This window comes from Rhizobium esperanzae, from assembly GCF_014197615.1.
GTDB classification, from domain to species: Bacteria; Pseudomonadota; Alphaproteobacteria; order Rhizobiales; family Rhizobiaceae; genus Rhizobium; species Rhizobium esperanzae_A.
The window spans coordinates 66086-88354 of record NZ_JACIFY010000008.1 but is presented as its reverse complement, the minus strand read 5'-3'; the positions used below and the strand labels follow the sequence as shown (position 1 = coordinate 88354).

Sequence of the window (22269 nt, the reverse complement as noted above, 5' to 3'; positions counted from 1 at the left end):
CTGTCCGAGGCGTAAAGAATGGCGATTTCAGCGAAATCCAGATCGAGACAGGTGCTCATCGGGGAGGAGAGCGCCGACACCAGCCTGAACGACAACATGCCCGGTATGCACCCCGGCCACGAGCTTCCCGAACTGCGAAATGCGCAGCGGCAGCCGGCCGGCGAGACGGTGATCCACTACACGCGTTTTGCGCAGATCTCTTCCTTTCCCGACCATCCGGAAGCCGAACCGGCCGCTCCCGCTGCTGCGCCGCCGATGGATGCGGCGGTGGAGAAGCAGGAAGACGAGCAGAAGCCAGTGCGGCGGCGGGTGGCGCTGACGTGTGTCGGTTCGTTCCTTTTTCATGTCGCGCTGGCCGCAGTGCTGATCGTTGCCTTCCCGTACGTCCCGGAAGAAGCAATCGAGGAGGCGGGCGAAGCCGTCAGCGTCGCCATGTATGGTAATGCCGACGTCGACCAGACCGCTGCCGGCGAGACCGATGTGACAGTACAGGAAGAAATCATTCCAGAGGCGGTAGAGCCGGAGACAATCCAGCCGACCGAAGTCTCGCCCGCAGAAACTCAGGATCCGATCCAGCAAGCCCCGTCTCCAGAGGTAACGCGCGTTTCGCCGGAGACTGCGGCAGCGGTCGAGCCGGAGGTTTTCGTTTCGGAAACTCCAGCGGAAACTGCTGTCGTACAGCCAATGTCGACGGTCGTTCCCGAGGAGCAGAAGCCTGCTGACGAGATGCCCCCGGAAGTTCAACCATCTGAGACGCTTCCTGTCGCCGCAGTCGAACCCGAGGAGGTCAAGCCCGTTGAGACGGCCGAACTGCAGCCGGAGCCGGACGTGCCGCAGGAAGTCGTGACGCCGAAGCCCAAACCGAAAGTGGTGACGCAGGAAAAGCCGAAGCCGGTGGAGAAAAAGCGTCCGCCGAAAAAGACCTCGGGTTCGCAAGGCGAGGCCCAGCAGGATTCCGAGCGGGGCGTTATCGAGGGCGATCGGTCGGTTCAATCCGATCGTAATTCACCCGCCGCCGGCAACAACAATGGAATCGGAACTGCGGCCTTGGCCAATTATGACGGGAAGGTCCGCAGTCGCATTCGACGTGCGATCAGAAGCCCCGGTGGGGCCAAGGGAACTGTGGTCGTCAATTTTTCCGTGAATGGCAGCGGCGGCCTGACTTCCGTTCGCGTCGTAGGCGGATCCGGCATTGCTGAAATCGATCAGCTTGCCGTCAATGCTATCAGACGCGCCGCACCATTTGGCCCAACGCCCGGTGGGAATGGAAGGAATTTCAACTCGGTTGCGATCGAGGTTCAATAATATGATAATAACAATCAACTTTATACTTTACTCCAAAAATCAAGTTTAATAAGGTCCGTCCGCACACGCAGGAATCGTGTGACGATCAACCAGCGAACGGGTGGCATATGGCTCGCAAGGGCAAGAAGGGATCGAACCGGGAGGTCCGCGACAGCGCGGGCGAGGAGGCCAGCCAGGCATCCAACGGACGATCCAAACTGGGTGGCCGCAGTTTTCTTTATGTCGGCGGGCGTGACTGCCAGGTGGCGCATCTTCGCCAGATCTGCAGCAATTTCGGCGCCGAGCTCATTCATCACGATGGCGGCCTGCGTGAGGCGGTTTCCCGCATCGACACGCTGCTTCCCTCTGTCGACTGCGTGTTCTGCCCCATCGACTGTATCAGCCACGATGCCTGCCTGCGGGTGAAGACCGGCTGCAAGAAGTTCAGCAAGGCCTTCATCCCGCTTCGCAATGGCAGCAAGTCCAGCCTGGAACGTGCGCTGCAGACGATGAACGAACGAGACAATTCCCGATGAACGAACAGCGTCCCGACGGCTTCACCATGATCGGCCTGCACAAGCTCGCTGCACAGAGCGGCGACGGCCTTGTGCCCGAACTCTACGAACTGTTCCAGCAGCATGCCGAACGCCAGCAGATCTGCCAGAATATGACGCTGTTCCCGACCTGGGAGGCGCGCATGCCTGGGGAGGCGGCCACAAGACCGCTTGGCGCGGCGGCGGCAAACGGCGATAATATTCTCGCCTTTCCCTCGCCTGCGGTAAGGGCGGCGAAGAGGAAGGCGTAAGGAGATTTCATGTATATCGCAATGAACCGCTTCAAGGTCGTAACCGGGACCGAGGGCGATTTCGAGACGGTCTGGCGCAATCGCGATTCCAGCCTGGCCGAAGTGCCCGGTTTCGTCGAATTCCGCCTGCTGCGCGGCAAGGCCAACGAAGAAGAGGGCTACACGCTCTATTCCTCGCACACGGTCTGGAAGAGCGAAGCGGATTTTCAGAACTGGACGAAGTCCGAGAACTTTCGCGCCGCGCACCGCAATGCCGGAGACCGCAAGGCGATGTACAAGGGGCCGCCGGTTTTTGAGGGTTTTAACGTGGTCGAGGGCATATGAACGAAGGCCCCGACCGCATCGAGGTTCTGCCGGTCCTGCCGTCACTCGATATCGCCGAGACGCTCTCCTTCTATCGCGATAAACTCGGCTTTGCCAATGTCGTCTACGAGGCGCCGGATTATCTCATCCTGCGGCGCGACGATATGGAACTGCATTTCTGGCGTGCCGAGGATGTTAGTCTCTGCGAGAAGACCTCCGTCTATCTCCGCGGCGGCGGCATCGGCGCGCTTCATGCGGAATATCGCGAAAGGGGCGTGGAGCGCCTGACCGAAATGGAAGTGCGGCCGTGGAACATGGAGGAATTCTACATCCATGATCCGCACGGAAATCTCCTGCGCTTCGGCCGCATACCGCAGTCGCGCGGTTAGGTTCTGACGCGGAAGGCCGCACCTGCCGCCACGGCCAGCCAGCCGAGCATCATTGCCCAACCGCCGGTCGGTGCGGCGTAGGGGAAGAGGCCGGAGCCGGAGAAGCGGAGCGTGACGAGATCGCCGGCAAAGAGCAGTGTTCCCACGATCATCAGGAAACCGGCCAGCCAGGCGGTTTTGAGTTTCGCAGTGCCGAGCGCTAGGGCCAACAGGGCGGGGGCGTGGGCAAGGCACATGGCGGAGGCGGACGCCGCAAGGTTGGCCTGGCCGCCGCCGTGGGCGGCAAGGGCGGCGAGCGCCACGCCGGCTGCGCCGAACAGGCCGGCAAAGAGATAAAGCACCGGCTCCAGGCGCGCGTTCAGGCTCATGACTATTCCTTGTTCTGCATGTGATGGGCGAGGCGTTCGACCGGCGCCCAGATGAGATCGCGCAGCGCCTGGCTCGCGATCGTCTCGTCGAGCGCGCGGCGGAAGCAGAGCAGCCATTCGTCGCGCTCGACCGGGCCGATCTCGGCGACGAAATGGCGGCTGCGCAGGCGCGGATGGCCGCGCTTATCGGTATAAAGCGGCGGGCCGCCGAGATAGCCGGTCATGTATTCGTAGAATTTCTCTTCGCTGCCTTCGAGGCTCGGCGGATGCACGGCGCGCACGTTGCTTGCCTCGGGCAGCGTATCCATCAGCGCATAGAAGCGATGCGTCAGCGCCCGCACGGCGGGATCGCCGCCGATCGCTTCATATAGAGTGGCGACTTTCTCCGTCACAAAACCATCCCCGATATCATCCCCATTCCCCGGCCTCTTCATGCACCTGATGGAAAATGATCGCAACTGTCATCAAGGTGCCGCGGCATTTCGCGCATAATGCATGCTGGGCAGGGGCTCTAGCGATTCTTCTTGACAAAACCGTCCGGACGGTATCTTTTGTTCGACATGTCAAACGCTCATCATCGCAAGAAACAACCGGCTCTCGTGCGCCAGCAATTGCTGGAGGTCGCCGCGCGCCTTGCCGCCAGCGAAGGCATGGCGGCCGTGACGCTCGATGCTGTCTCCGCCGCCTCCAGCGTCAGCAAGGGCGGCTTGCTGCATCACTTCCCGACGAAGAATGCGCTGCTCGATGCCCTGTTCGAGAGCCTGATGGAAAAATTCGACGCCGATATCGAGGAACTGATGCGCGGCGATCCTCTGCCACAGGGCCGCTTCACCCGCGCCTATGTCAGGGCAGTAGCCGGTCTCAAGGATCGTCCCGACGATTCCAGGAGCTGGACGCAGGTGACGATCGCGCTCCTTGCCGAACCCCGGCTACGCCTTCGCTGGCGCCAATGGGTGCAGGCGCGGGCCGAGGAATATGTCGGCACCGATTCCTCGCTCGATGCGCAGATCGTGCGTTTTGCCGCCGACGGGCTGTGGTTCGCAGACACGCTGGAGAGCCATGATATCGCCGATGCTCTCAGGCGGAGCCTCATCGACCGCCTCGTCGAATTGACCGGAAAGTAAGTAAACTAGGGAATACAGTCATGAGCCAGGCCGCCATCTACGGACTGTTGTTTACAGCTATCGTGCTCGAGGTCATCGGCACGACCGCGCTGCAATTGTCGCAGCAGTTCACCCGCATCGGGCCGACGGCGCTTGTCGTCGCCTGCTATGCGGCGGCCTTCTATTGCCTGTCGCTGACGCTGAAGAGCATTCCTGTCGGCATCGCCTATGCGATTTGGAGCGCTTTGGGAATCGTGCTGATTTCTTCGGTCGGCCTGATCTTCTTCAAGCAGCGCCTCGATCCGCCGGCGATCATCGGCCTCGGGCTGATCATATCCGGAGTCGTCGTGGTCAATCTGTTCTCGAAATCCGTTTCGCATTGAATCCATTGTGATATTTTAAATCGTTCTTCGGAAGCACGCGGGAGAAATTTTCCCCTTTGTCAAAATCCTGACAAAGGGCTATGTATTGCTTGGACGTGGAGGAGGCTGAGGCGCAGCCAGCGCCATCTTCCAAAGCGCTTTGAATCCTTCTTTCTGCTTTCCCGCCTATCGATACCTTTCAGCTTCCACAGGAGCACATCATGGCCATACGCACCGTCGTCTGGGGAGAGAATATCCACGAGACTACCAATGAGATCGTCCGGGGCATCTATCCCGAAGGCATGCACACGACGATCGCCAACGCGCTGAACACCGATCCCGCCATCTCCGCGACCACGGCGACGCTGCAGGAGCCGGAGCACGGCTTGAGCGAGGCCCGCCTGGCCGAAACCGACGTTTTGACCTGGTGGGGCCACAAGGATCACGGCGCGGTCTCTGATGTCGTCGTCGAGCGCGTCGCCAAACGCGTCTGGGAGGGCATGGGCCTTCTCGTTCTGCATTCCGGCCATTTCTCGAAGATCTTCAAGCGGCTGATGGGCACACCCTGTGCGCTGAAATGGCGCGAGGCGGGCGAGCGCGAGCGGCTGTGGACGATCAACCCGCGCCATCCGATCGCCGCCGGCATCGGCGAACATTTCGAACTCGAGAACGAGGAAATGTATGGCGAGCAGTTCTCGGTGCCCGAGCCGCTCGAAACGGTGTTCATCTCCTGGTTCCAGGGCGGGGAAGTGTTCCGTTCGGGCCTGACCTGGCGGCGCGGCGCCGGCAACATTTTCTATTTCCGCCCCGGCCACGAGACCTATCCGACCTATCATGATGCCACGGTGCAGAAGGTGCTGATCAACGGCGTCAAGTGGGCCTATAGCCCGCAAGGCGCGTTGACTGGTATTACCGACGCTCCAAATGTGCCGGTAGAAAAAGCACTGGAGCCGATTGTCGAGCGCGGCCCGAAACTGCACCAGGCCGGCGAAGCCGGTTACCGCTGAGGAGCATCCATGCGACTACTCGTTCTTGGCACGGGAGTGATGGCGAAAAACCAGCTCGCCCGCTTCTCCCTCATCGACGGCGTGACAGTGGTCGGTGCCGTCGACACCGATCCCGAGCGGCTTTCGGCCTTCGCCGACAAGTTCAACATCGAAAAGCGGTTTCTTTCGCTGGAAGAGGCGATCGCCTGGGGTGAATTCGATGCGGCGACGAACGTCACGCCCGACCGCATCCATCACCCGACGACGATGGCATTGATTGCCGCGGGCAAGCATGTGTTCTGCGAAAAACCGTTGGCGGAGAATTACGCGAAGGCGCTTGAGATGACGGAGGCGGCCGAAAAGGCCGGCGTCATCAATATGGTCAACCTGACCTATCGCAATGTCGCACCGCTGCAGCGCGCTCGCGAGATGGTGCTATCAGGCGAACTCGGCACGATCAGGCACGTGGAAGCCTCCTATCTCCAGAGCTGGCTGGTGTCGCGTGCCTGGGGCGATTGGCGCACGGAATCGACCTGGCTGTGGCGGCTTTCCACCGGCCACGGCTCGAACGGTGTGCTCGGCGACGTCGGTATCCATATCCTCGATTTCGCCGCCTACGGTGCGGCGACCGACATTGACCACGTCTTTGCGCGGTTGAAGACCTTCAATAAGGCGCCCGGCGGCCAGATCGGCGAATATCTGCTCGATGCCAATGACAGCTTCACCATGTCTGTCGATTTCGCCAATGGCGCGCTCGGCGTCATCCACGCCAGCCGCTGGGCGACAGGGCACCTGAACGAGCTGAAGCTGCGCATTTATGGCGAAAGGGGCAGCCTTGAGGTGATCCACCGTCCCAACGGTTCCGAGCTGCATGGCTGCCTCGGTGAGGGTGTCGAAACTGCCACCTGGACTGAGATCGAGGTTGAACCGGTGGCGACCAATTACGAGCGTTTTGCCGAGGCCGTGGCAAGCGGCATTCAGCCGGACCCGAACTTCCGCCACGCCGCCAACCTGCAGAAAGTGCTCGATCTCGCCATGGTGACCGAGCGCGAGCGGCGCGAGCTGAAGGTCTGATTGAGATCTCGAGCCGCTCACGATACGAATGTCGTGAGCGGTTTCCTTCGCCACGCCGATAGGCATAACAGGGCAAGCTGCATGAAAAGCCTTCTGACGAGTTGGCCGCTTTGGGCGCTTCTTTCCGCCGGTTTTGCTGCGCTCACGGCGATTTTTGCCAAAGTCGGCGTCGAGAACGTGAATTCCGACTTCGCCACCTTCATTCGCACCATCGTCATCCTGCTGGCAGCGGCAGTGATGGTCTCTATCTCGGGCAACTGGCAGGAGCCGTCCTCGGTGTCGAGCCGGAGCTGGCTCTTCCTCGTGCTCTCCGGCCTGGCGACCGGCGCATCCTGGATTTGTTATTTCCGGGCCCTGAAACTTGGTGATGCCGCCCGCGTCGCGCCGATCGACAAGCTATCCGTCGTCTTCGTGTCGGTCTTTGCGGTGCTGTTCCTCGGCGAGCGCCTGACGCTTCCGAACTGGCTTGGCGTCGTTATGATTGCGGGAGGCGCCGTGCTCGTCGCCTACAGGGCCTGACCGGCGCAAAAAAGGCCCCGCCGAGGCGGGGCCGAGGGAGTCGAGCCGCAACAGGCGGTCTCGACCTTTCGATTATTCTATGACCTGCACCACGCGATGGGTCCGGGGCTCGACGATCACATGGCGATTGTTGATAACGGTATAGGCGTATTTCGGATTGTCGGGCACCGGGGTGACGACGACATCAGCCGGAAGCGGCTTGCCGACGACGATCGGCTGCTCGACCACAACGCCGCTGGTCGGGGCGGGCTGCTGCTGGACATAGGTCACGACCTCGCGCGGCGGCGGATCGACGACGGCGCCGGCAACACCGCCGGCCACACCGCCAATGGCTGCACCCACGGGACCACCGACGATCGCGCCGGTGATGGCGCCACCGGCGGCACCGGTCACGGCTCCATCAGCCAGAGCATTGGTGGCGAGCGACGACAGCGCAAGGGCGCTGGAGACAAGTAGAATCTTGTACATTTTGCTTCTCCTTTGCTGGGGTTGCGTTTGGGTAACGACCACGCCAAATCGATGTTCCCGCAGCAAAGAGTCACGCTTTGGAAGCCCGGTTCACAATCTGTGAGGCCGCAGAAAGCATGCGTGGGGCTGGGATTATTCCAGGCGCCGGCGGAAGAGCCAGGCGGCAGCACTGAGGGTGACGGCGGCGATCAGCACCAGTGGAATCGTCTGGTTCACCACCTCGCTCAACGGGATATCCTTGAGGAAAACACCTTTGACGATCACCAGGAAATAGCGCAGCGGATTGATGAAGGTGATCGGCTGCAGCCATCCCGGCATGTTCTCGATCGGTGTGGCGAAGCCCGACAGCAGCATGGCCGGGACCATGAACAGGAAGGCGCCGAGGATCGCCTGCTGCTGGGTCATCGACAGCGCCGAGATGAACAGGCCGAGGCCGGCGACCGAGCCGAGATAGAAGATGGCGCTGCCATAAAGCAGGAAAAGCGAGCCGCGCAGCGGCACGTCGAACAGGAAGACGGCGGCGAGGATATAGACGGTGATGTGGAAGAGGCCGATCATCATCGGCGGAATCAGCTTGCCGATCAGGATCTCGTGCATGCGCAGCGGCGAGACCATCAGCTGATCGAAGGTGCCGAGCTCGCGCTCGCGGGCGATCGACAAGGCCGTGACGATCAGCCCGATCAGCAGGGCGATGCTGGCGATCAGGTTCGGCACCATTAACCATTGATAGGTGAGGTTCGGGTTGAACCAGTTGCGCGGCACGGTCGAAACCATTTCGGCGCCGGCGCGCCGGCCTGCCGGCGTCTCGGCGGCAAGAGCCGCACCGATCTGCGAGAGGTAGCCCGCGACGATCTGCGAGGCGTTGGAGCGGCGGCCATCGAGCACCACCTGCAGGTCGGCCGGGGTTCCCGCCTCGATGTTGCGCGAGAAATCCGGGCCGATCTCGACGGCGGCAATGACCGTCTGATTGTCGATCGCCACCTGGACCTGCGCCTGGCTGGCGGCGAATTCGATGTTGCGAAAGGTCGGCGAACCGTCGATGCGTTCGATCAGCTCCTGTCCCCAATGACCGCTGTCACGGTTGAGGATCATGACGTCGACATTGCGGACTTCGAGTGTCGCGGCATAGGAAAAGACGAGAAGCTGGACGATCGGCGGGCCGATCAGGATGGCGCGCCCCTTGGGATCGCGCAGCACGGCGAGCAATTCCTTGACGATCAGGGCGTAAAGCCTTGTCCATCCCATCTCAGCCGATCCTCTTTCTGGTGCTGCGGGCGGCCAGCACGAACATGATGCCGCCGATCGTCAGCATGACGGAGATTGCCTTTGCGAACATCGGCCAGATGTCGCCGGCGAGGAACACGGTCTGCAGGCTGGGGATCAGATAGCGTGCCGGCACGATGAAGGTGATCCACTGGATGACCGCAGGCATGGAATTGATCTCGAACAGGAAGCCCGACAGCAGGAAGGCCGGCAGGAAGGCTGATATGAGAGCCAGTTGCGAGGCAAGGAACTGGTTCTTCGTCGCCGTCGAGATCAGCAGGCCCTGGCCGAGCGCCGGGATCAGGAAGGCGGCCGACAAGGCGTAGAGGGCGGCGACGGAGCCGCGGAACGGCACGCCGAAGAGAAAGACCGCCAGCAGCACGCAGAGGGTCATCGAGGTGAGGCCGAGCAGGAAATAGGGCAGGATCTTGCCGGCGAGCAGTTCGACCGCCGTCACCGGCGTCGCCATCATCGCCTCCATCGTGCCGCGCTCCCACTCGCGGGCGACGACGAGCGAGGTGAGCAGCGTGCCGACAAGCGTCATGACGATGGCGATCGAGCCCGGCACCAGGAAATTGCGGCTGGTCAGTTCGGGATTGAACCAGAAGCGCTGCTCGACTGTAATGGAGGGGCTGTGCGAGGCGACATCCGCCTGCCTTTGCTGCTCCCAGTTGGCAACGGCGCCCTGCGCATAATTCTGCACGAAATTTGCCGTGTTCGGGTCGGAGCCGTCGACGATCACCTGGAGAGTGGGACGGTTGCCGGCGGTGTAGCGCGTGGTGAAATCGGCCGGGATGATGACGATGCCGCGCACCTTGCCGATCACCAGATCGTCCTCGAACAGGCGCCGGTCACGGCCGATCGTCACATCGAAATAGCGCGAGGCCTGGAAACTCGCCGACAGGTCCTGCGTCAGCGGCGTCATCTCCTCGGTCACCAGGCCGATGCGGGTGCGGCTGGTATCGAGCGAGACGCCGTAGCCGAACAGAAAGAGCAGGATGAGCGGCAGCACGAAGGCGATGAGGATGCTGCTCGGATCGCGGACCGCCTGGAAGCTTTCCTTGCGCACGAGGGCAAACAAACGCCGTAACCGGCCTGATGAGGCGCTCATGCCGCATCCTCCGCTTCCGACTGCTGCACCAGCGCGATGAAGGCATCCTCCATCGTCGGGTCCGGCTGCTCCCTGGTCGCGACCCGGGCCTTCAGTTCGTCGGGCGAACCGAGCGCAATCGAGCGGCCGCGATAGATCAGCGAGATGCGGTCGCAATATTCCGCCTCGTCCATGAAATGGGTGGTGACGAGCACGGTGACGCCTTTTTCCACCAGCGCGTTGATATGCGTCCAGAATTCGCGCCGGGTGATCGGATCGACGCCTGATGTCGGCTCGTCCAGGAAGAGGGCGCGCGGCTCGTGCATGACGGCGCAGGCAAGCGCCAGGCGCTGTTTGAGGCCGAGCGGCAGGTCCTTGGCGGCCTCGTTGGCATGGCGGCCGAAATCGAAGATCTCGGCCATCAGCTCGATGCGCTTGCGCTTATGCTGCCCGCGAAGGCCATAGACGCCGGCGAAGAATTCGAGGTTCTGCATGACGGTGAGGTCGCCATAAAGCGAGAATTTCTGCGCCATATAGCCGAGCTGGTTGCGGGCTTCGGCGGCATCGCGGCGGAGATCGAAACCGGCGACGCGGCCCTCGCCGCCGGTTGGCTTCAACAGGCCGCAGAGCATCTTGAAGGTGGTGGATTTGCCGGCGCCATTCGGGCCGAGCAGGCCGAAGATCTCGCCGCGGCGGATATCGAAGCTGATATCGTCGGCGGCGGTGAAATCGCCGAAGCGCTTGGTCAGGCCCTTGGCCTCGATCACCGGGCGGTCGCCTTCGGCTTTCAGCGGCTCTTGCGCCTCCGCAAGCCTGGAGCGGCCGCCGGGGCCGCCGCCGAGCATGTCGACGAAGGCATCCTCAAAACGGGGCGGGGCAGGGGAAAGCGATGCGCGGTCGCCGGCCTTGCCGATATCGGGCGTCTTGCCGCTGGCAGCGACCAGGCGGATCGCCTCGCCCTGGATCACGCCGTCGATAACACCATCGGCCTGCAGGAGTTCGGCGAGAACCTGCCGGCGGCGGCCGGTGACGTCGGAGACCCGGAAGACCCGGTCGTTGACGCGCTCGGTCATCTCCTCCGGTTTTCCCGAGAAGAGCAGTTTTCCCTGGTTCAGCAGCAGCACATGATCGCAGGCCTCGGCCTCGTCGAGATAGGCGGTCGACCAGAGCACGCCGATGCCTTCCCTGGTCAGGTTCTCGACCATCTTCCAGAGGTCGCGGCGCGAGATCGGGTCGACGCCGACGCCCGGCTCGTCGAGCAGCAGCAGGCGCGGCTTCTTCAGCAGCGCACAGGCAAGGCCGAGCTTCTGCTTCATGCCGCCGGAAAGCTTGCCGGCCAGCCGGCCGGTGAAACGTTTGAGGTCGGTGAAGGTGAGCAGCTCGTCGAAGGCGCCGGCGCGTTCGCTCTTCGGCAGGCCGCGCAGATCGGCATAGAGATCGAGGTTCTCTTGCACGGAGAGGTCCTCGTAGAGGCCGAAGCGCTGCGGCATGTAGCCGATCGCCGCCTGGATGCCGGCGGCATTTTTTCGGGTGTCGAAGCCGAGGACTTCCACTGTTCCCGTATCCGGCAGCATCAGGCCGGTCATCAGTCGGATCAGCGTCGTCTTGCCGGCGCCGTCGGGGCCGACGAGGCCGGTGATCGCGCCGCCGCCGATCGCGCCGGAGACCGCGTCGAGGGCCGGAGGCGCGTCGCCGAAGCGCTTGGTGACGCCGTCGATCCGGACGAGCGGCTTGTCGTCCCAACCTGTCCGGCGGGCGGTGTCGGCGGCGGTCATTGTCCGTCTGCCGCGAGCGGGGAAAGCCGCACGGTGACCGGCATGCCCTGGCGCAGATCAGGGCCGGGCTTGTCGATGACGATCCTCAGGCGATAGACGAGATCGGTCCTGAGCTCCGGCGTCTCCACCGATTTCGGGGTAAATTCGGCGACCGGCGAGATGAAGCCGATCGTGCCTTCATAGGGCTTGTCGGGCGCCGTATCGGAGGCGACTAATACCTTCATGCCAGGATGGATGCGGCCGAGATCGGGTTCGGCGACATAGCTGCGCACCCAGACGGGCTCAGTCAGGGACAAGACGAAGACGGTATCGGCCGGCGAGACGATGGCGCCGGTTTCCCGCACGCGAGAAAGAATGACGCCGTCATTCGCCGCACGCAATTCGGTATCTTCAAGCGACGTGCGGGCAGAGGCGAGCGTTGCCTCCGCGGCCTTCACCTGCGCGTCGGCGGCGGCGATATCCTCGGCCCGCGAGCCCTCCTGCAGTAGTTTCAGGGCCTCGTTGGCGGAAGCGGAGCGGGCGGCGGCCATCGCTTTTGCGGCGGTTGCCTGATCGAGGTTCGCTTCTGAAATCGTGCCCTGCGGGCGAAGCTGGCGGGCGCGCTCATAGGCGAGGTTGGCGTTTTCGAGATCGGCGAGGCTTTCGTCATAAGCGGCGCGTGCCTGGGCGATCTCGGTCGGCCGTGGCCCCGCCTTCAGCTTATCCAATGTTGCCCGAAGTGCGGCGACATTGGCCTCGCCGGAGCGGACGGCGAATTCGTAGGGCGCGGCGTCGAGCTTTGCCAGAACAGTTCCGCTCTTGACGACGTCGCCCTCATCGACGCGCAGTTCGGAGAGGCGGCCGCTGACGCGGAAGCCGAGCGAGACCTGGCGGATATCGACGTTGCCGTAAAGAACGAATTCGCGGCCGGCCTGGGGCAACCAGCCGAGCCTTTCGGGCAGTCCGTACCACCAGCCGGCCGCACCCGCTGCAAGCAGGAGCAGGATGGCGATGGGAAGCTTGCGTTTCATTCTGCACCTCCTTTCGGCGGGCCGAGGAGATCGACCAGTTCGGCGGCAAGGCCGCGCAAGGTTTTCACCTGTTCGGGGCCGACGGCGTCCCATTCCATCTGGGCAAGGACGGCCGCGTGGGTAACGCGAAAGACCAGAATGCTGCCGAGAAGGTTGAAGGTGCGCAGGCGTACATGTTCCGAGGCGGGATCCTCACCCAGGATCGCGCCGATCAGCCGCCGGCCCATCTCGATCATCGGCCGCATGATGCCTTGATAGACCCGCGTGAAGGCCTCGGTCGGCTCCATCTGCTCGCGGATCAGGAAGCGCGCCCAGGATTCGGATTCCTTGCCGACGAAAAGCGTCACCATCGTCTGGAGAATTTCCGTGAGAAAGCGCCGGGCCTCAGCTTCGGCGAGCCGTTCGCCGGCGACCTCAAGCGTCAGCAGATGCGCGCCGATGCGCGTCCTCATGTCGCCGACATGCGTGTCGATACGGGCCATCAGAAATTCGGCAGTGGCGATATAGAGGCCTTCCTTGCTGCCGAAATAATAGGGGATGGCCTGCAGGTTGACGCCGGCGGCTTCGGTCAGCTGGCGCGTCGAGGCGCCGTCGAAGCCGTAGCGCCCGAAGACGTCGAGAGCGGCGGTCAGCATCTTCTGGCGCGCGATCTCGGCACGGGCGGAAGTTGGTGGAGGTTCGGAGTCGTGTTCCTGGTTCATGATCATTATATAACGCGGATCACAAAATAAGTCAATCGATTGATATATTTCTACGAAGGATCCGTTCAAACTCGGATGTGCATAGATTCAGAATAGGCGATAAACCGAGATCGTTGTGCCGCTCAATTCGGCTGCCCGCGGGAAATGTCGGCGACAAAAGGCAAAGAGGCCCGTGACGAACGGGCCTCTCAGGGTTCTCAGGTGGCAGAAACCAAGCCTCGGGGTTGGCTGCTAACAGTAGCGATGCACCATCGCTAATTTTCGCGACACTAATGTGTCCGGCGCCCATATTGCGGCGCAAAAAAGCCCGATGTTTTTTCTATTTCCGCGGTCATTTTTTGACACAAAACGGCCTTGCTCTTTCCGTATCGCCGATGTGATGCGTATCCAGATTTATATCATCGCGCTCCTGCTCAGCGCCATCATGTGGTCGATCTCGTTCGATGCGGCGCGGGAATCCTATCATGCTGCGCAAAGCGCGGGAGTGATGCCGAATCTGCACATCAACAAGAAGCTGGATCGCATTCTGTAGACGGCAGTGCGGCGCTCGGATTATCGGCACGTTTCGCCGACGCTGCATTCGTGGCCCGCCTGGCCGGCCAACCCATTTTTCCCGTGGATCCCGAGCCTTTTGCGAGAAAATCAAATTTCGTAAAATTTGACCGATCCACTTAAAAGCCCTGAAAATACTGAGGTGTAGAGTGGTCTCATGAAAACGGCCGATGCGTGGACAGATGCATCGACCGTTTGGAGCCGGGCCAAGCAAAGGTCCGCCGATCCGCAAAACGGGGACTTCGATATGCACAAGACGCTCGCCGCCATCGCCTTGACTCTGACCATCACCGTCGCCGCCGGGCCGGCATTCGCCATCGGTCCCGCCAGCATGGCACGCGACCTGATGTACACCTCCGCCATCGGTCATTCGCCCGAGGTTCCCTTGACGACACGCGCCGGTTTCGTGCGCCCAGCCATGCCTTTCGTTCTGCGCAGCCCTGTCGAAGTCGAGGGGCAGGGCTATCAGCTCAAGACCTATCTCTCAGGTCGGGCAATCGTCGATTACGTGTTCTCGCAGGCGGTTAACGCGGTGCATGCGGTGACGTTTCTCCGCTGACGCTCCGGATCAACGGGCAATAATCCCGCTCGGCGTTTCAGGCGCCGAGTTCGCCGCGCACGTCGAGATACCATTCGACGAAAGCCTTGACGCCGACATCCAAAGTCGTATCCGGCTTGTATCCCGTCAGGGCCACGAGCAGGTCAGGGGCTGCGAATGTGCGCGGCACGTCACCCTTCTGCATTGCCAGCATCTTGCGAATGGCAGGACGGCCGAGCGCCTTTTCCACCGTTTCGACGAAATCCATCAGGCTGACCGGCTGGCCCCCGCCAATATTGACGACGCGAAAGGGCGCCTGGCGCGAAAGCGTTTCAATAGCCACATTGTCGAGACGGTTGTCCTCGCTCGGGGCGATTGCCGATAGCCTGACGATCGCTTCGATCAGATCGTCGATATAGGTGAAGTCACGGCTCATATTGCCTTCGCCGTAGATCTCGATCGGCTGGTCTTCGAGCATGTTCTTGGTGAATTTGAACAACGCCATGTCGGGCCGGCCCCATGGGCCGTAGACCGTGAAGAAACGAAAGGCCGTGGTCGGAATCTTGTGAAGATGGGCGTAGCTATGCGCCATCAGTTCCATCGATTTCTTCGTCGCCGCATAGATGGTCAGCGGTTCGTCAGCGCGATCGGTCTCATGAAAAGGAACGGTCGCATTGGCGCCGTAGATCGACGATGTCGAGGCCAGCATCAGGTGGCGGATTTCGGCGCGCCGGGCGATTTCCATGATGTTCCACGAGCCTTCGACATTCGAACGAAGATAGGCCTCGGGATTCTCCAGGCTGTAGCGCACCCCGGCCTGGGCGGCGAGATGGATCAGGATGTCGGGCTTGGCCGCCAGAACAGCGGCTTCCAGCGCCGGTCGGTCCTCAAGCATCGATATGACGGGTGTGAAGGCTGGAAACTGGGAGAGTGCTGCATGGCGCATCTCCTTGAGCTTGACATTGTAATAGGGAGTGAGGCCATCGAAACCTGTGACGTCATGCCCTTCCTGCAGCAGGCGCCTGGCCAGATGAAAGCCGATAAAGCCGGCAGTGCCTGTAATGAAGTAGCGCATTCCCACCTTTTCTCGACTCCTTGCCGACGGCAAAGAGCCGACTCCGTATGAATTGGCCCCCACTTACAAGATAAGAAGAGGCCGAGTCGATAGGTCTTTGAAAGAGAGACGGCGCCATCGTGACAGTAGTCTTAGGCGTATCCGCCCGCTGGCCTGCTGGATGACGGAGCGGCCGTCAGTATCGCCGGAGGGCCAACCGCGGCCATCGGCTGTTATGCTGCATTGCGGCATGGCTGCCTGCATGTTATGGCCGGCGGATCGTCTGCAAGCAGGTCAGGATCGATGAGAGAGATAATTTATTGGATTCTCTGTGCGTTTCTGACCGTTGCCATCGCGATCGTGTCTTTGCGCTATGTCACGAACTTCTGGCTGCTGTCCTTCCTCTACAGCTTCCAGGTTCATTTCGGCGTCCTCTTTGTTGCCGCCAGCCTGATCATTCTGGTTGTCAGGCGACAGATTTACGGCTTCGTCCTCCTGTTTGCCTCGCTTCTTCTGATTGCTCACGGCGTCATCATGCTGCGCGAGTTTTCAGAGAACGGCAAAGACACGGACAGGTCGCCGCTTTTCCGTCTGATGTCTTTCAACATCGCGATCGACAACTGGAAAAACTCGACTGCAATCACCGACATGGTGATCGCTTCGAATGCCGATGTCGTCAATCTGCTCGAAGCCAAGCCGCTGACCTTCCATCTGCAGCAGCTGTTCAAGGCCTATCCCTATCATATCGGCTGCGACGACGGGAAGGATAGCTGCGATACGCTGCTGCTGTCCAAACGCCCGTTCGTCAGCCGGCAGGTCGCAAGCATGGGCAGTCTGCGAAAAAACAGGCTGGTTATATCGAGCGTCGAGTTCGGCGGCGAAACCATCAATCTGGTCTCGGCGCACCTGACCAAACCCTATTTCGATGATTTCCAGATGGCTGAATTGGAGGACCTCGCCAAAACGCTTGGTTCGATCGACGGCCCTCTGGTGCTGGCGGGTGATTTCAATTCCTCGGTGATCGCCCCAAGCATCCAGGATTTCCTGCGCGAGCAGAAGCTGAAAGCGATCGCGCCGGAACCGGCAACATGGCCGGCCGGCGCGGGCATGCTCGGGATCGCCATCGATCACATATTTGCGCGCGCCCCGCTTCGTCTGACATCGCTGAAACGTCTCGATGACAATCTCGGCTCGAACCATTCAGGCCTGATCGCCGAATTCGTTCTCGACAGGAACGGTCAAACTTCACCGGCAAGATGAGGCCAGGCAAGATAATTTGCCTGGAGGAAAGTCAGAATTTCGTTCTGCCGCCTTTTTTGTCGATCATCTGAAATTTCTCGCCGTCGGTCTTCACGCTGACGCAGTCGGTCGACTTGTTGGGAAAGCGGACGCACACCTGGCCATTGGTTATTTTATAGCCGTTGGCGTTGCCCTTGCGATATTCGTAACCGTTGCTGCTTTCTTTCAGTTCCGACGTGCCCGGCAGGTGCTCGCGAATTTCGGCCTCGCTTGCCGTCCGCATCTTTGCGTTTTCGGCAGACGCCATTCCCGGCCCCATGATGGCGAGAAGTCCGGCGAGGGCGGGCAGGATGCGCATCAGGGGAATATCTCCGGTCATGTCTTTCGGTACGTCCATTCTACGAGAATTCCCATAGCGACTTCAACAGCGATGGTGATTGCGCCGAAAACGGCGGCGCATTGTTCGATCCAGACCCGTGGTCCGGCTGCGACGTCAGGTTCTTCCGAACTCATCGACGATGCGGATGATGTCGTCCTCGCCGAGATAGGAGCCTGTCTGCACCTCGATCAGCTCGAGGAGAATCTTGCCGGGATTGGCGAGACGATGGACTTCGCCGAGCGGGATATAGACGCTTTCGTTCTCACGCAGCATCCGCACGTTGTCGCCGACCGTGACCTCGGCCGTTCCCTTGACGACGATCCAGTGTTCGGAGCGATGGTGGTGCTTCTGCAGCGACAGCTTCTTGCCCGGCGTGACGAAGATGCGCTTCACCTGGAAACGATCGCCGTTGAAGATCGAGGTGTAACCACCCCAGGGGCGGTAGGATGTCGGGTGGGTTTCGGTGAATTTCGCCGTGCCGGAGGAGGAGGCCAGCATCTTGACCAATTGCCCGACATTCTGGCTGTCCTTGAGCGGCCCGACATAGACGGCGTCCTCGCTGGCGATGACGGCGACGTCCTCCATGCCCTGGACCGCAAGATGGACGCCATGCGTCATGACGAGCGAATTGCGGGTATTGACGACGGTGGTGTTTGCGGCGGCGACATTGCCGTTGCTGTCGCGGGTGCCCGATTTCCAAACGGCATCCCAGCTTCCCATGTCGGACCATTTGAACGGCGAGGGGACGACGGCGGCCTTCGAGGTCTTTTCCATGATCGCATAGTCGATCGAGATATCGGGGCTCTTGGCGAAATGGTCGGCGTCAAGGCGGGTAAAGTCGAGGTCGCGGCTGGCCTTGGAAACGGCCTTGCTTGCCGCCTTCAGCACATCGGGCGCATGTTCCTGCAATTCGGCGATGAGTTCCGTCACCGGGAACATGAAGATGCCGGAGTTCCAGTAGAAGCCGCCGTCGGCGAGCATCCGCTCGGCCTTTTCCAATGCCGGCTTCTCCACGAAGCGAACGACCTTGTGAGCGCCGTTTTTAAGCGCATCGCCGATCTCGATATAGCCGTAGCCGGTTGCCGGCTCGGTCGGGCTGATGCCGAAGGTGACGAGCTTGCCGTCGGCTGCAGCGTCGCGGGCGATGCGGATGCAATCGAAATAGCTCTTGTCGGCAATGATTTCGTGATCCGAGGCGAGCATCTGGATGATGGTGTTCTTGCCGAAAAGGTCGGCGGCAAGTGTTGCGGCGGCGGCCACCGCTGCGGCGGTGTTGCGGGCGACCGGTTCGAGCAGCACGGCGGCGAGCGGGACGGCCAGCGCGCGGGCCTGTTCGGCGACCAGGAAGCGGAATTCCTCATTGGTGACGACGATCGGGGCTTCGTAGATCTCCGGATTGGAAACGCGTTCGAGGGTCGCCTGAAACAGCGTCTTGTCGCCGACGAACTGGATGAACTGTTTCGGTGCGGTGGCACGGGAAAGCGGCCAGAGCCGCGTGCCTTTGCCGCCGGCCATGATCACGGGAACGATTTTCTGCGTCATAGGCGGGTTCCTTGAAAAAAGCTGGTTCGTGGCATGTTGGCGGGCGTCTGCCCAGTTCGTTATTTCCCTGAGTCCGGTCTTCAGCAGATCCAGGGCTGCGGTTTCGCTTCCGGCTTCCACGTAGCAGCGCATCTCAGGCGCATTGCCGGAGGGCCGAAAATGAATGATCCTGCCGTCCTTCAGCGTCACGCGAAGTCCGTCGATGTCGGATTTCGTCGCGGGCTCCCCGACCGGCTCCAGGAAAGCGACAAGATTTTCATTGGAGGCGCGAAGATATTCCATCAGCGCTGCGCTCGTCTCCACCGGAAAATTCTCCAGGCGATCGGCGGCGGCAAAGGGCAGGCGATAGGAGGCGGCAACGGCAGAAAGCGGCTGCTTGCGATTGGCGGCGAGCGACAGGATCGCAAGTATCGGGATAAAACAATCGCGCGTCGGCAAGGCGCGCACGGCTCTGCCGTTGATATCGAAAGCGGTTGCGGTCAGCATCCCGCCATTGGCTTCAAAGCCCATGACATGGTCCGCGCCGGCCGCCACGGCCTCTTCCATGCCTGCGATGACGAAGGGCGAGCCGACGCGGGTGCGCTTGACGGCGAAGGAGCCCGCAGCCTCGATGCCGGAATTGGAGGTCACCGGTGTCACCACCGTGCCGGCGCCGAGAAAATTGGCTGCGACAAGGCCGAGAAGATCACCGCGCAACGGTGTGCCGGTTTCGTCTGCGACCAGCGGGCGGTCGCCGTCGCCGTCGGTCGAGACGATCGCATCGAATTTGTGATCGGACGTCCAGCGCTTCATCTGCGCGATCGTCTCGTCGGAAACCGCCTCGGTATCGACGGGAATGAAACTCTCCGAACGTCCGAGAGGGGTGATCTCGGCGCCGTAATGGGCGAGAACGTCGACCAGCAGGTCGCGGGCGACGGTGCTGTGCTGGTAGACGCCGATTTTCAGGCCGGAGAGCGCGCCTTGCGGAAGCAGGGCGGTATTGCGTTCAAAAAAGAGCTGCCGGCAGATCGCCTCATGATTTTCGGTCTTGGCCGGCGTCTCTGCGACGGCCTCGCCTGTTCGTTCGATCTCGGCCGCCCATGCGGTGATATCAGCCTCGTCCGATTTGTCGATTTCGCCATCCGGGCGATAGAATTTGATGCCGTTGCGGTCTGCCGGAATATGCGAGCCCGTCACCATCAGGCATGCGGCGTTGATGGCGAGGCCATAAAGGGCAAGCGCCGGCGTCGGCACATTGCCGCAGTCGAAGACCCGGAAGCCGAGCGCGACGAGTGCGCCGGCGCAATTACCCGAGATATCCGGGCTCGAATCGCGAAAATCGCGGCCGATCAGAACGGTATCTCCGACCTCGGCCTTGCCGGTCTGCAGCAGATATTTGCCGAACGCCGTCGCATAAAGCGCAGAGGCTCGTCCCTTGAGATCCACTGAAAGTCCGCGAAGGCCGCTCGTGCCGAATTTCATTTGAAGAGATGTCTCCGGTTTACGATCAAGGTTCTACTCAGGCCGCCTGCCGGCGTAAATACCGAAGCCGTCATATAGTTAAACACGAACAACGATGCCTCGGACAGCCTCTCGCAGTCTTCTGCCGCCGATTCTAAAGGCGTAGACCCATTGCCGACGGGCATTGCAGCCTAGATCGATTTTGTTAGAACCGTGTGTCCGTTGTTTCGTCATATGCGAAGGGTTTGCTGGATGAGCGATACATCAGTCAGTCTCGAAGAGAGCTGGAAGGCCGCCTTGGCGGCGGAATTCTCCAGTCCCTATATGCAGCAACTTAAATCCTTTCTTGTCGCGCAGAAGCAGGTCGGTAAGCGGATTTTCCCGCGGGGCAGCGAATATTTCCGCGCTCTCGACCTGACCCCGATCACCAGCGTCAAGGTCGTCATTCTCGGCCAGGACCCCTATCACGGGCTGGGGCAAGCCCACGGGCTGTGTTTCAGCGTGCGGCCGGGCGTGCGCATACCGCCTTCGCTGGTCAATATCTATAAGGAGATGGAGACCGATCTTGGCATCGCGCCGGCGCGCCACGGCTTTCTCGAACATTGGGCGAAGCAAGGCGTGCTGCTGCTGAACAGCGTGCTGACCGTCGAGGAAGGGCAGGCGGCGGCCCATCAGGGCAAGGGGTGGGAAAAATTCACCGACGCCGTCATCCGCAAGGTCAACGACGAATGCGAATCCGTCGTTTTCATGCTCTGGGGCTCCTATGCCCAGCGAAAGGCCGCCTTCGTCGATACCGCGCGTCATCTGGTGCTGAAGGCGCCGCATCCCTCGCCGCTTTCGGCCCATAACGGTTTCTTCGGCTGCGCGCATTTTTCGAAGGCGAATGCCTTCCTGCAGTCACGCGGGCGCACGCCGATCGACTGGCAATTGCCGGTCGATCCTAACGCTTCTTAGTGAACGCAGATCGACCTTCGTTCACTAAAAAGAGACAATGCGTTTTGGTCGGCGGGTCTTTCCGCGGGAGCTGCGAGCGCGCATTTATGATCCATCGAAAAGCCCGCAAGCGGCGGGCAAGAAAGGGGTCTCACATGCTCGATCAGATCAAGGGTTTGCACCACGTCACGTCGATGGCGGAGGACGCCCGCACCAACAACCAGTTTTTCACCCATGCGCTCGGCCTACGCCGCGTCAAGAAGACGGTGAATTTCGACGCGCCCGACGTCTATCACCTTTATTATGGTGATGAGACCGGTGCGCCCGGCACTGTAATGACCTATTTCCCGTTCCCGAAGATGGCGCAGGGCCGTCCGGGTACCGGCGAGGTCGGCACGACGGTGTTTTCCGTTCCGCAAGGCTCGCTCGGTTTCTGGAGCGATCGCTTTGCCGCGCTCAATATCGGCGGCCTGAAGGCAGAGGAAAGCTTCGGCGAGAAGCGCCTGAACTTCTCCGGCCCGGATGGCGACGGCTTCGCGCTGGTCGAGGTCCGGGACGATGTCCGCCAGCCCTGGACGCATGGCGGCATCAGCGAGGACCACGCCATTCGCGGCTTCCACTCCGTCGCCATGCGGCTGCGGGACGAGGGCGCTACCGCCGAACTCCTGAAGTTCATGGGCTATGAGGTCGAAGAGGAAAGGGACGGCATCAAGCGGCTGATCAAGCCTGACGGCAATGGCGCGCATCTCATCGATCTCGAGACCATGCCGAACATTGCCCGTGCACTCCCCGGCGCCGGCTCCGTGCATCACGTCGCCTTCGCCGTCGAGAACCGCGCAAAGCAGCTCGAAGTGCGCAAGGCGCTGATGGACACCGGCTATCAGGTCACGCCGGTGATCGACCGCGATTATTTCTGGGCGATCTATTTCCGCACGCCGGGTGGCGTGTTGTTCGAGGTCGCGACCAATGAGCCAGGCTTTGACCGGGACGAGGATACGGCCCATCTCGGCGAAGCCCTGAAGCTGCCGCAGCAGCACGCCCATCTTCGCTCGCTGCTCGAGCAGCACCTGCAGCCGCTCGAAGCGTAAGGAG

The 22269-nt window shown here is 61.3% G+C and carries 26 protein-coding genes and 1 pseudogene; 15 read left to right on the top strand and 12 right to left on the bottom strand.

Going from position 1 to position 22269, the window contains the following annotated elements:
• Positions 1–18 precede the first annotated feature (18 nt).
• The 5 genes from GGD57_RS12735 (at position 19) to GGD57_RS12715 (ending at position 2781) form a co-directional block, all read left to right on the top strand.
• Positions 19–1305, top strand: coding sequence for an energy transducer TonB family protein (locus GGD57_RS12735; RefSeq protein ID WP_184470179.1), 1287 nt, complete (start codon positions 19–21; stop codon positions 1303–1305).
• A gap of 107 nt (positions 1306–1412) precedes the next feature.
• On the top strand, positions 1413–1820 hold the full coding sequence (locus GGD57_RS12730; protein WP_184470177.1) for a DUF2325 domain-containing protein: 408 nt from the start codon (positions 1413–1415) through the stop codon (positions 1818–1820).
• The gene (locus GGD57_RS12725) at positions 1817–2089 is read left to right on the top strand and encodes a hypothetical protein (protein WP_184470175.1); all 273 of its coding nucleotides are present in this window, start codon (positions 1817–1819) and stop codon (positions 2087–2089) included. Before GGD57_RS12730 ends, GGD57_RS12725 begins: the two co-directional genes overlap by 4 nt.
• 9 nt (positions 2090–2098) lie before the next feature.
• On the top strand, positions 2099–2413 hold the full coding sequence (locus tag GGD57_RS12720; RefSeq protein WP_184470173.1) for an antibiotic biosynthesis monooxygenase family protein: 315 nt from the start codon (positions 2099–2101) through the stop codon (positions 2411–2413).
• Positions 2410–2781 (top strand): bleomycin resistance protein, encoded by a 372-nt coding sequence (locus tag GGD57_RS12715; protein WP_184470171.1) that lies wholly within the window; start codon positions 2410–2412, stop codon positions 2779–2781. The genes GGD57_RS12720 and GGD57_RS12715 overlap by 4 nt, the downstream gene beginning before the upstream one ends.
• Here GGD57_RS12715 and GGD57_RS12710 read toward each other — a convergent pair.
• Together GGD57_RS12710 and GGD57_RS12705 are read right to left on the bottom strand one after the other, a co-directional pair.
• A complete protein-coding gene (locus GGD57_RS12710) occupies positions 2778–3149 on the bottom strand; it encodes a DUF423 domain-containing protein (RefSeq protein WP_184470169.1) in 372 nt (123 codons plus the stop codon). The genes GGD57_RS12715 and GGD57_RS12710 overlap by 4 nt on opposite strands.
• A 2-nt stretch (positions 3150–3151) precedes the next feature.
• On the bottom strand, positions 3152–3541 hold the full coding sequence (locus tag GGD57_RS12705; RefSeq protein WP_184470167.1) for a group II truncated hemoglobin: 390 nt from the start codon (positions 3539–3541) through the stop codon (positions 3152–3154).
• Positions 3542–3709: 168 nt separating this feature from the next.
• Between GGD57_RS12705 and GGD57_RS12700 the strand changes: the two genes are divergently transcribed.
• From GGD57_RS12700 to GGD57_RS12680, 5 genes are all read left to right on the top strand, one after another.
• Positions 3710–4273 carry a TetR/AcrR family transcriptional regulator gene (locus GGD57_RS12700; protein WP_184470429.1) on the top strand — a complete coding sequence of 188 codons (564 nt, stop codon included), beginning with the start codon at positions 3710–3712 and terminating at the stop codon, positions 4271–4273.
• A gap of 20 nt (positions 4274–4293) precedes the next feature.
• Positions 4294–4635, top strand: a complete 342-nt coding sequence (locus GGD57_RS12695; protein ID WP_085738099.1) for a DMT family transporter — start codon at positions 4294–4296, stop codon at positions 4633–4635.
• 200 nt (positions 4636–4835) lie between these two features.
• On the top strand, positions 4836–5621 hold the full coding sequence (locus GGD57_RS12690; protein ID WP_184470165.1) for a ThuA domain-containing protein: 786 nt from the start codon (positions 4836–4838) through the stop codon (positions 5619–5621).
• A gap of 9 nt (positions 5622–5630) precedes the next feature.
• A complete protein-coding gene (locus tag GGD57_RS12685; protein WP_184470163.1) occupies positions 5631–6674 on the top strand; it encodes a Gfo/Idh/MocA family protein in 1044 nt (347 codons plus the stop codon).
• 81 nt (positions 6675–6755) lie between these two features.
• The gene (locus GGD57_RS12680) at positions 6756–7193 is read left to right on the top strand and encodes an EamA family transporter (protein WP_184470161.1); all 438 of its coding nucleotides are present in this window, start codon (positions 6756–6758) and stop codon (positions 7191–7193) included.
• A 72-nt stretch (positions 7194–7265) separates the two neighbouring features.
• Here the strand turns inward: GGD57_RS12680 and GGD57_RS12675 are convergent, their stop codons facing one another.
• The 6 genes from GGD57_RS12675 to GGD57_RS12650 form a co-directional block, all read right to left on the bottom strand.
• Positions 7266–7661: a DUF1236 domain-containing protein gene (locus tag GGD57_RS12675; protein WP_184470160.1), complete on the bottom strand. Its 396-nt coding sequence runs from the start codon at positions 7659–7661 to the stop codon at positions 7266–7268.
• A gap of 132 nt (positions 7662–7793) precedes the next feature.
• On the bottom strand, positions 7794–8906 hold the full coding sequence (locus tag GGD57_RS12670; protein ID WP_184470158.1) for an ABC transporter permease: 1113 nt from the start codon (positions 8904–8906) through the stop codon (positions 7794–7796).
• A 1-nt stretch (position 8907) separates the two neighbouring features.
• On the bottom strand, positions 8908–10035 hold the full coding sequence (locus GGD57_RS12665) for an ABC transporter permease (RefSeq protein WP_184470156.1): 1128 nt from the start codon (positions 10033–10035) through the stop codon (positions 8908–8910).
• Positions 10032–11789 carry an ATP-binding cassette domain-containing protein gene (locus GGD57_RS12660; protein ID WP_184470155.1) on the bottom strand — a complete coding sequence of 586 codons (1758 nt, stop codon included), beginning with the start codon at positions 11787–11789 and terminating at the stop codon, positions 10032–10034. Before GGD57_RS12660 ends, GGD57_RS12665 begins: the two co-directional genes overlap by 4 nt.
• Positions 11786–12799, bottom strand: a complete 1014-nt coding sequence (gene hlyD, locus GGD57_RS12655; protein ID WP_184470153.1) for a secretion protein HlyD — start codon at positions 12797–12799, stop codon at positions 11786–11788. The genes GGD57_RS12660 and hlyD overlap by 4 nt, the downstream gene beginning before the upstream one ends.
• Complete coding sequence (locus GGD57_RS12650) at positions 12796–13500, bottom strand: CerR family C-terminal domain-containing protein (protein ID WP_184470151.1); 705 nt, start codon at positions 13498–13500, stop codon at positions 12796–12798. The genes hlyD and GGD57_RS12650 overlap by 4 nt, the downstream gene beginning before the upstream one ends.
• Before the next feature lie 274 nt (positions 13501–13774).
• Between GGD57_RS12650 and GGD57_RS12645 the strand changes: the two genes are divergently transcribed.
• Positions 13775–14032, top strand: a complete 258-nt coding sequence (locus GGD57_RS12645) for a hypothetical protein (protein ID WP_184470443.1) — start codon at positions 13775–13777, stop codon at positions 14030–14032.
• A 267-nt stretch (positions 14033–14299) separates the two neighbouring features.
• The gene (locus tag GGD57_RS12640) at positions 14300–14611 is read left to right on the top strand and encodes a hypothetical protein (RefSeq protein WP_184470427.1); all 312 of its coding nucleotides are present in this window, start codon (positions 14300–14302) and stop codon (positions 14609–14611) included.
• A gap of 37 nt (positions 14612–14648) precedes the next feature.
• On the opposite strand, the gene GGD57_RS12635 is transcribed toward GGD57_RS12640, so the two are convergent.
• Positions 14649–15665 (bottom strand): NAD-dependent epimerase/dehydratase family protein, encoded by a 1017-nt coding sequence (locus GGD57_RS12635; RefSeq protein ID WP_184470149.1) that lies wholly within the window; start codon positions 15663–15665, stop codon positions 14649–14651.
• Between the two features lie 282 nt (positions 15666–15947).
• Between GGD57_RS12635 and GGD57_RS12630 the strand changes: the two genes are divergently transcribed.
• Positions 15948–16904, top strand: a complete 957-nt coding sequence (locus GGD57_RS12630; protein WP_184470148.1) for an endonuclease/exonuclease/phosphatase family protein — start codon at positions 15948–15950, stop codon at positions 16902–16904.
• A gap of 31 nt (positions 16905–16935) precedes the next feature.
• Here GGD57_RS12630 and GGD57_RS12625 read toward each other — a convergent pair whose 3' ends face one another.
• From GGD57_RS12625 to GGD57_RS12615, 3 genes and pseudogenes are all read right to left on the bottom strand, one after another.
• A complete protein-coding gene (locus tag GGD57_RS12625) occupies positions 16936–17241 on the bottom strand; it encodes a hypothetical protein (protein ID WP_184470425.1) in 306 nt (101 codons plus the stop codon).
• Positions 17242–17376: 135 nt separating this feature from the next.
• Complete coding sequence (locus tag GGD57_RS12620; protein ID WP_184470423.1) at positions 17377–18804, bottom strand: mannose-1-phosphate guanylyltransferase/mannose-6-phosphate isomerase; 1428 nt, start codon at positions 18802–18804, stop codon at positions 17377–17379.
• Positions 18805–18843: 39 nt separating this feature from the next.
• Positions 18844–20265: pseudogene (locus GGD57_RS12615) on the bottom strand (phosphomannomutase); the annotation flags it as partial.
• Positions 20266–20496: 231 nt separating this feature from the next.
• Here GGD57_RS12615 and ung point away from each other — a divergent pair.
• Positions 20497–21198, top strand: a complete 702-nt coding sequence (gene ung / locus GGD57_RS12610) for a uracil-DNA glycosylase (RefSeq protein ID WP_184470146.1) — start codon at positions 20497–20499, stop codon at positions 21196–21198.
• Positions 21199–21332: 134 nt separating this feature from the next.
• On the top strand, positions 21333–22265 hold the full coding sequence (locus tag GGD57_RS12605) for a VOC family protein (RefSeq protein WP_184470144.1): 933 nt from the start codon (positions 21333–21335) through the stop codon (positions 22263–22265).
• Positions 22266–22269: the final 4 nt, after the last annotated feature.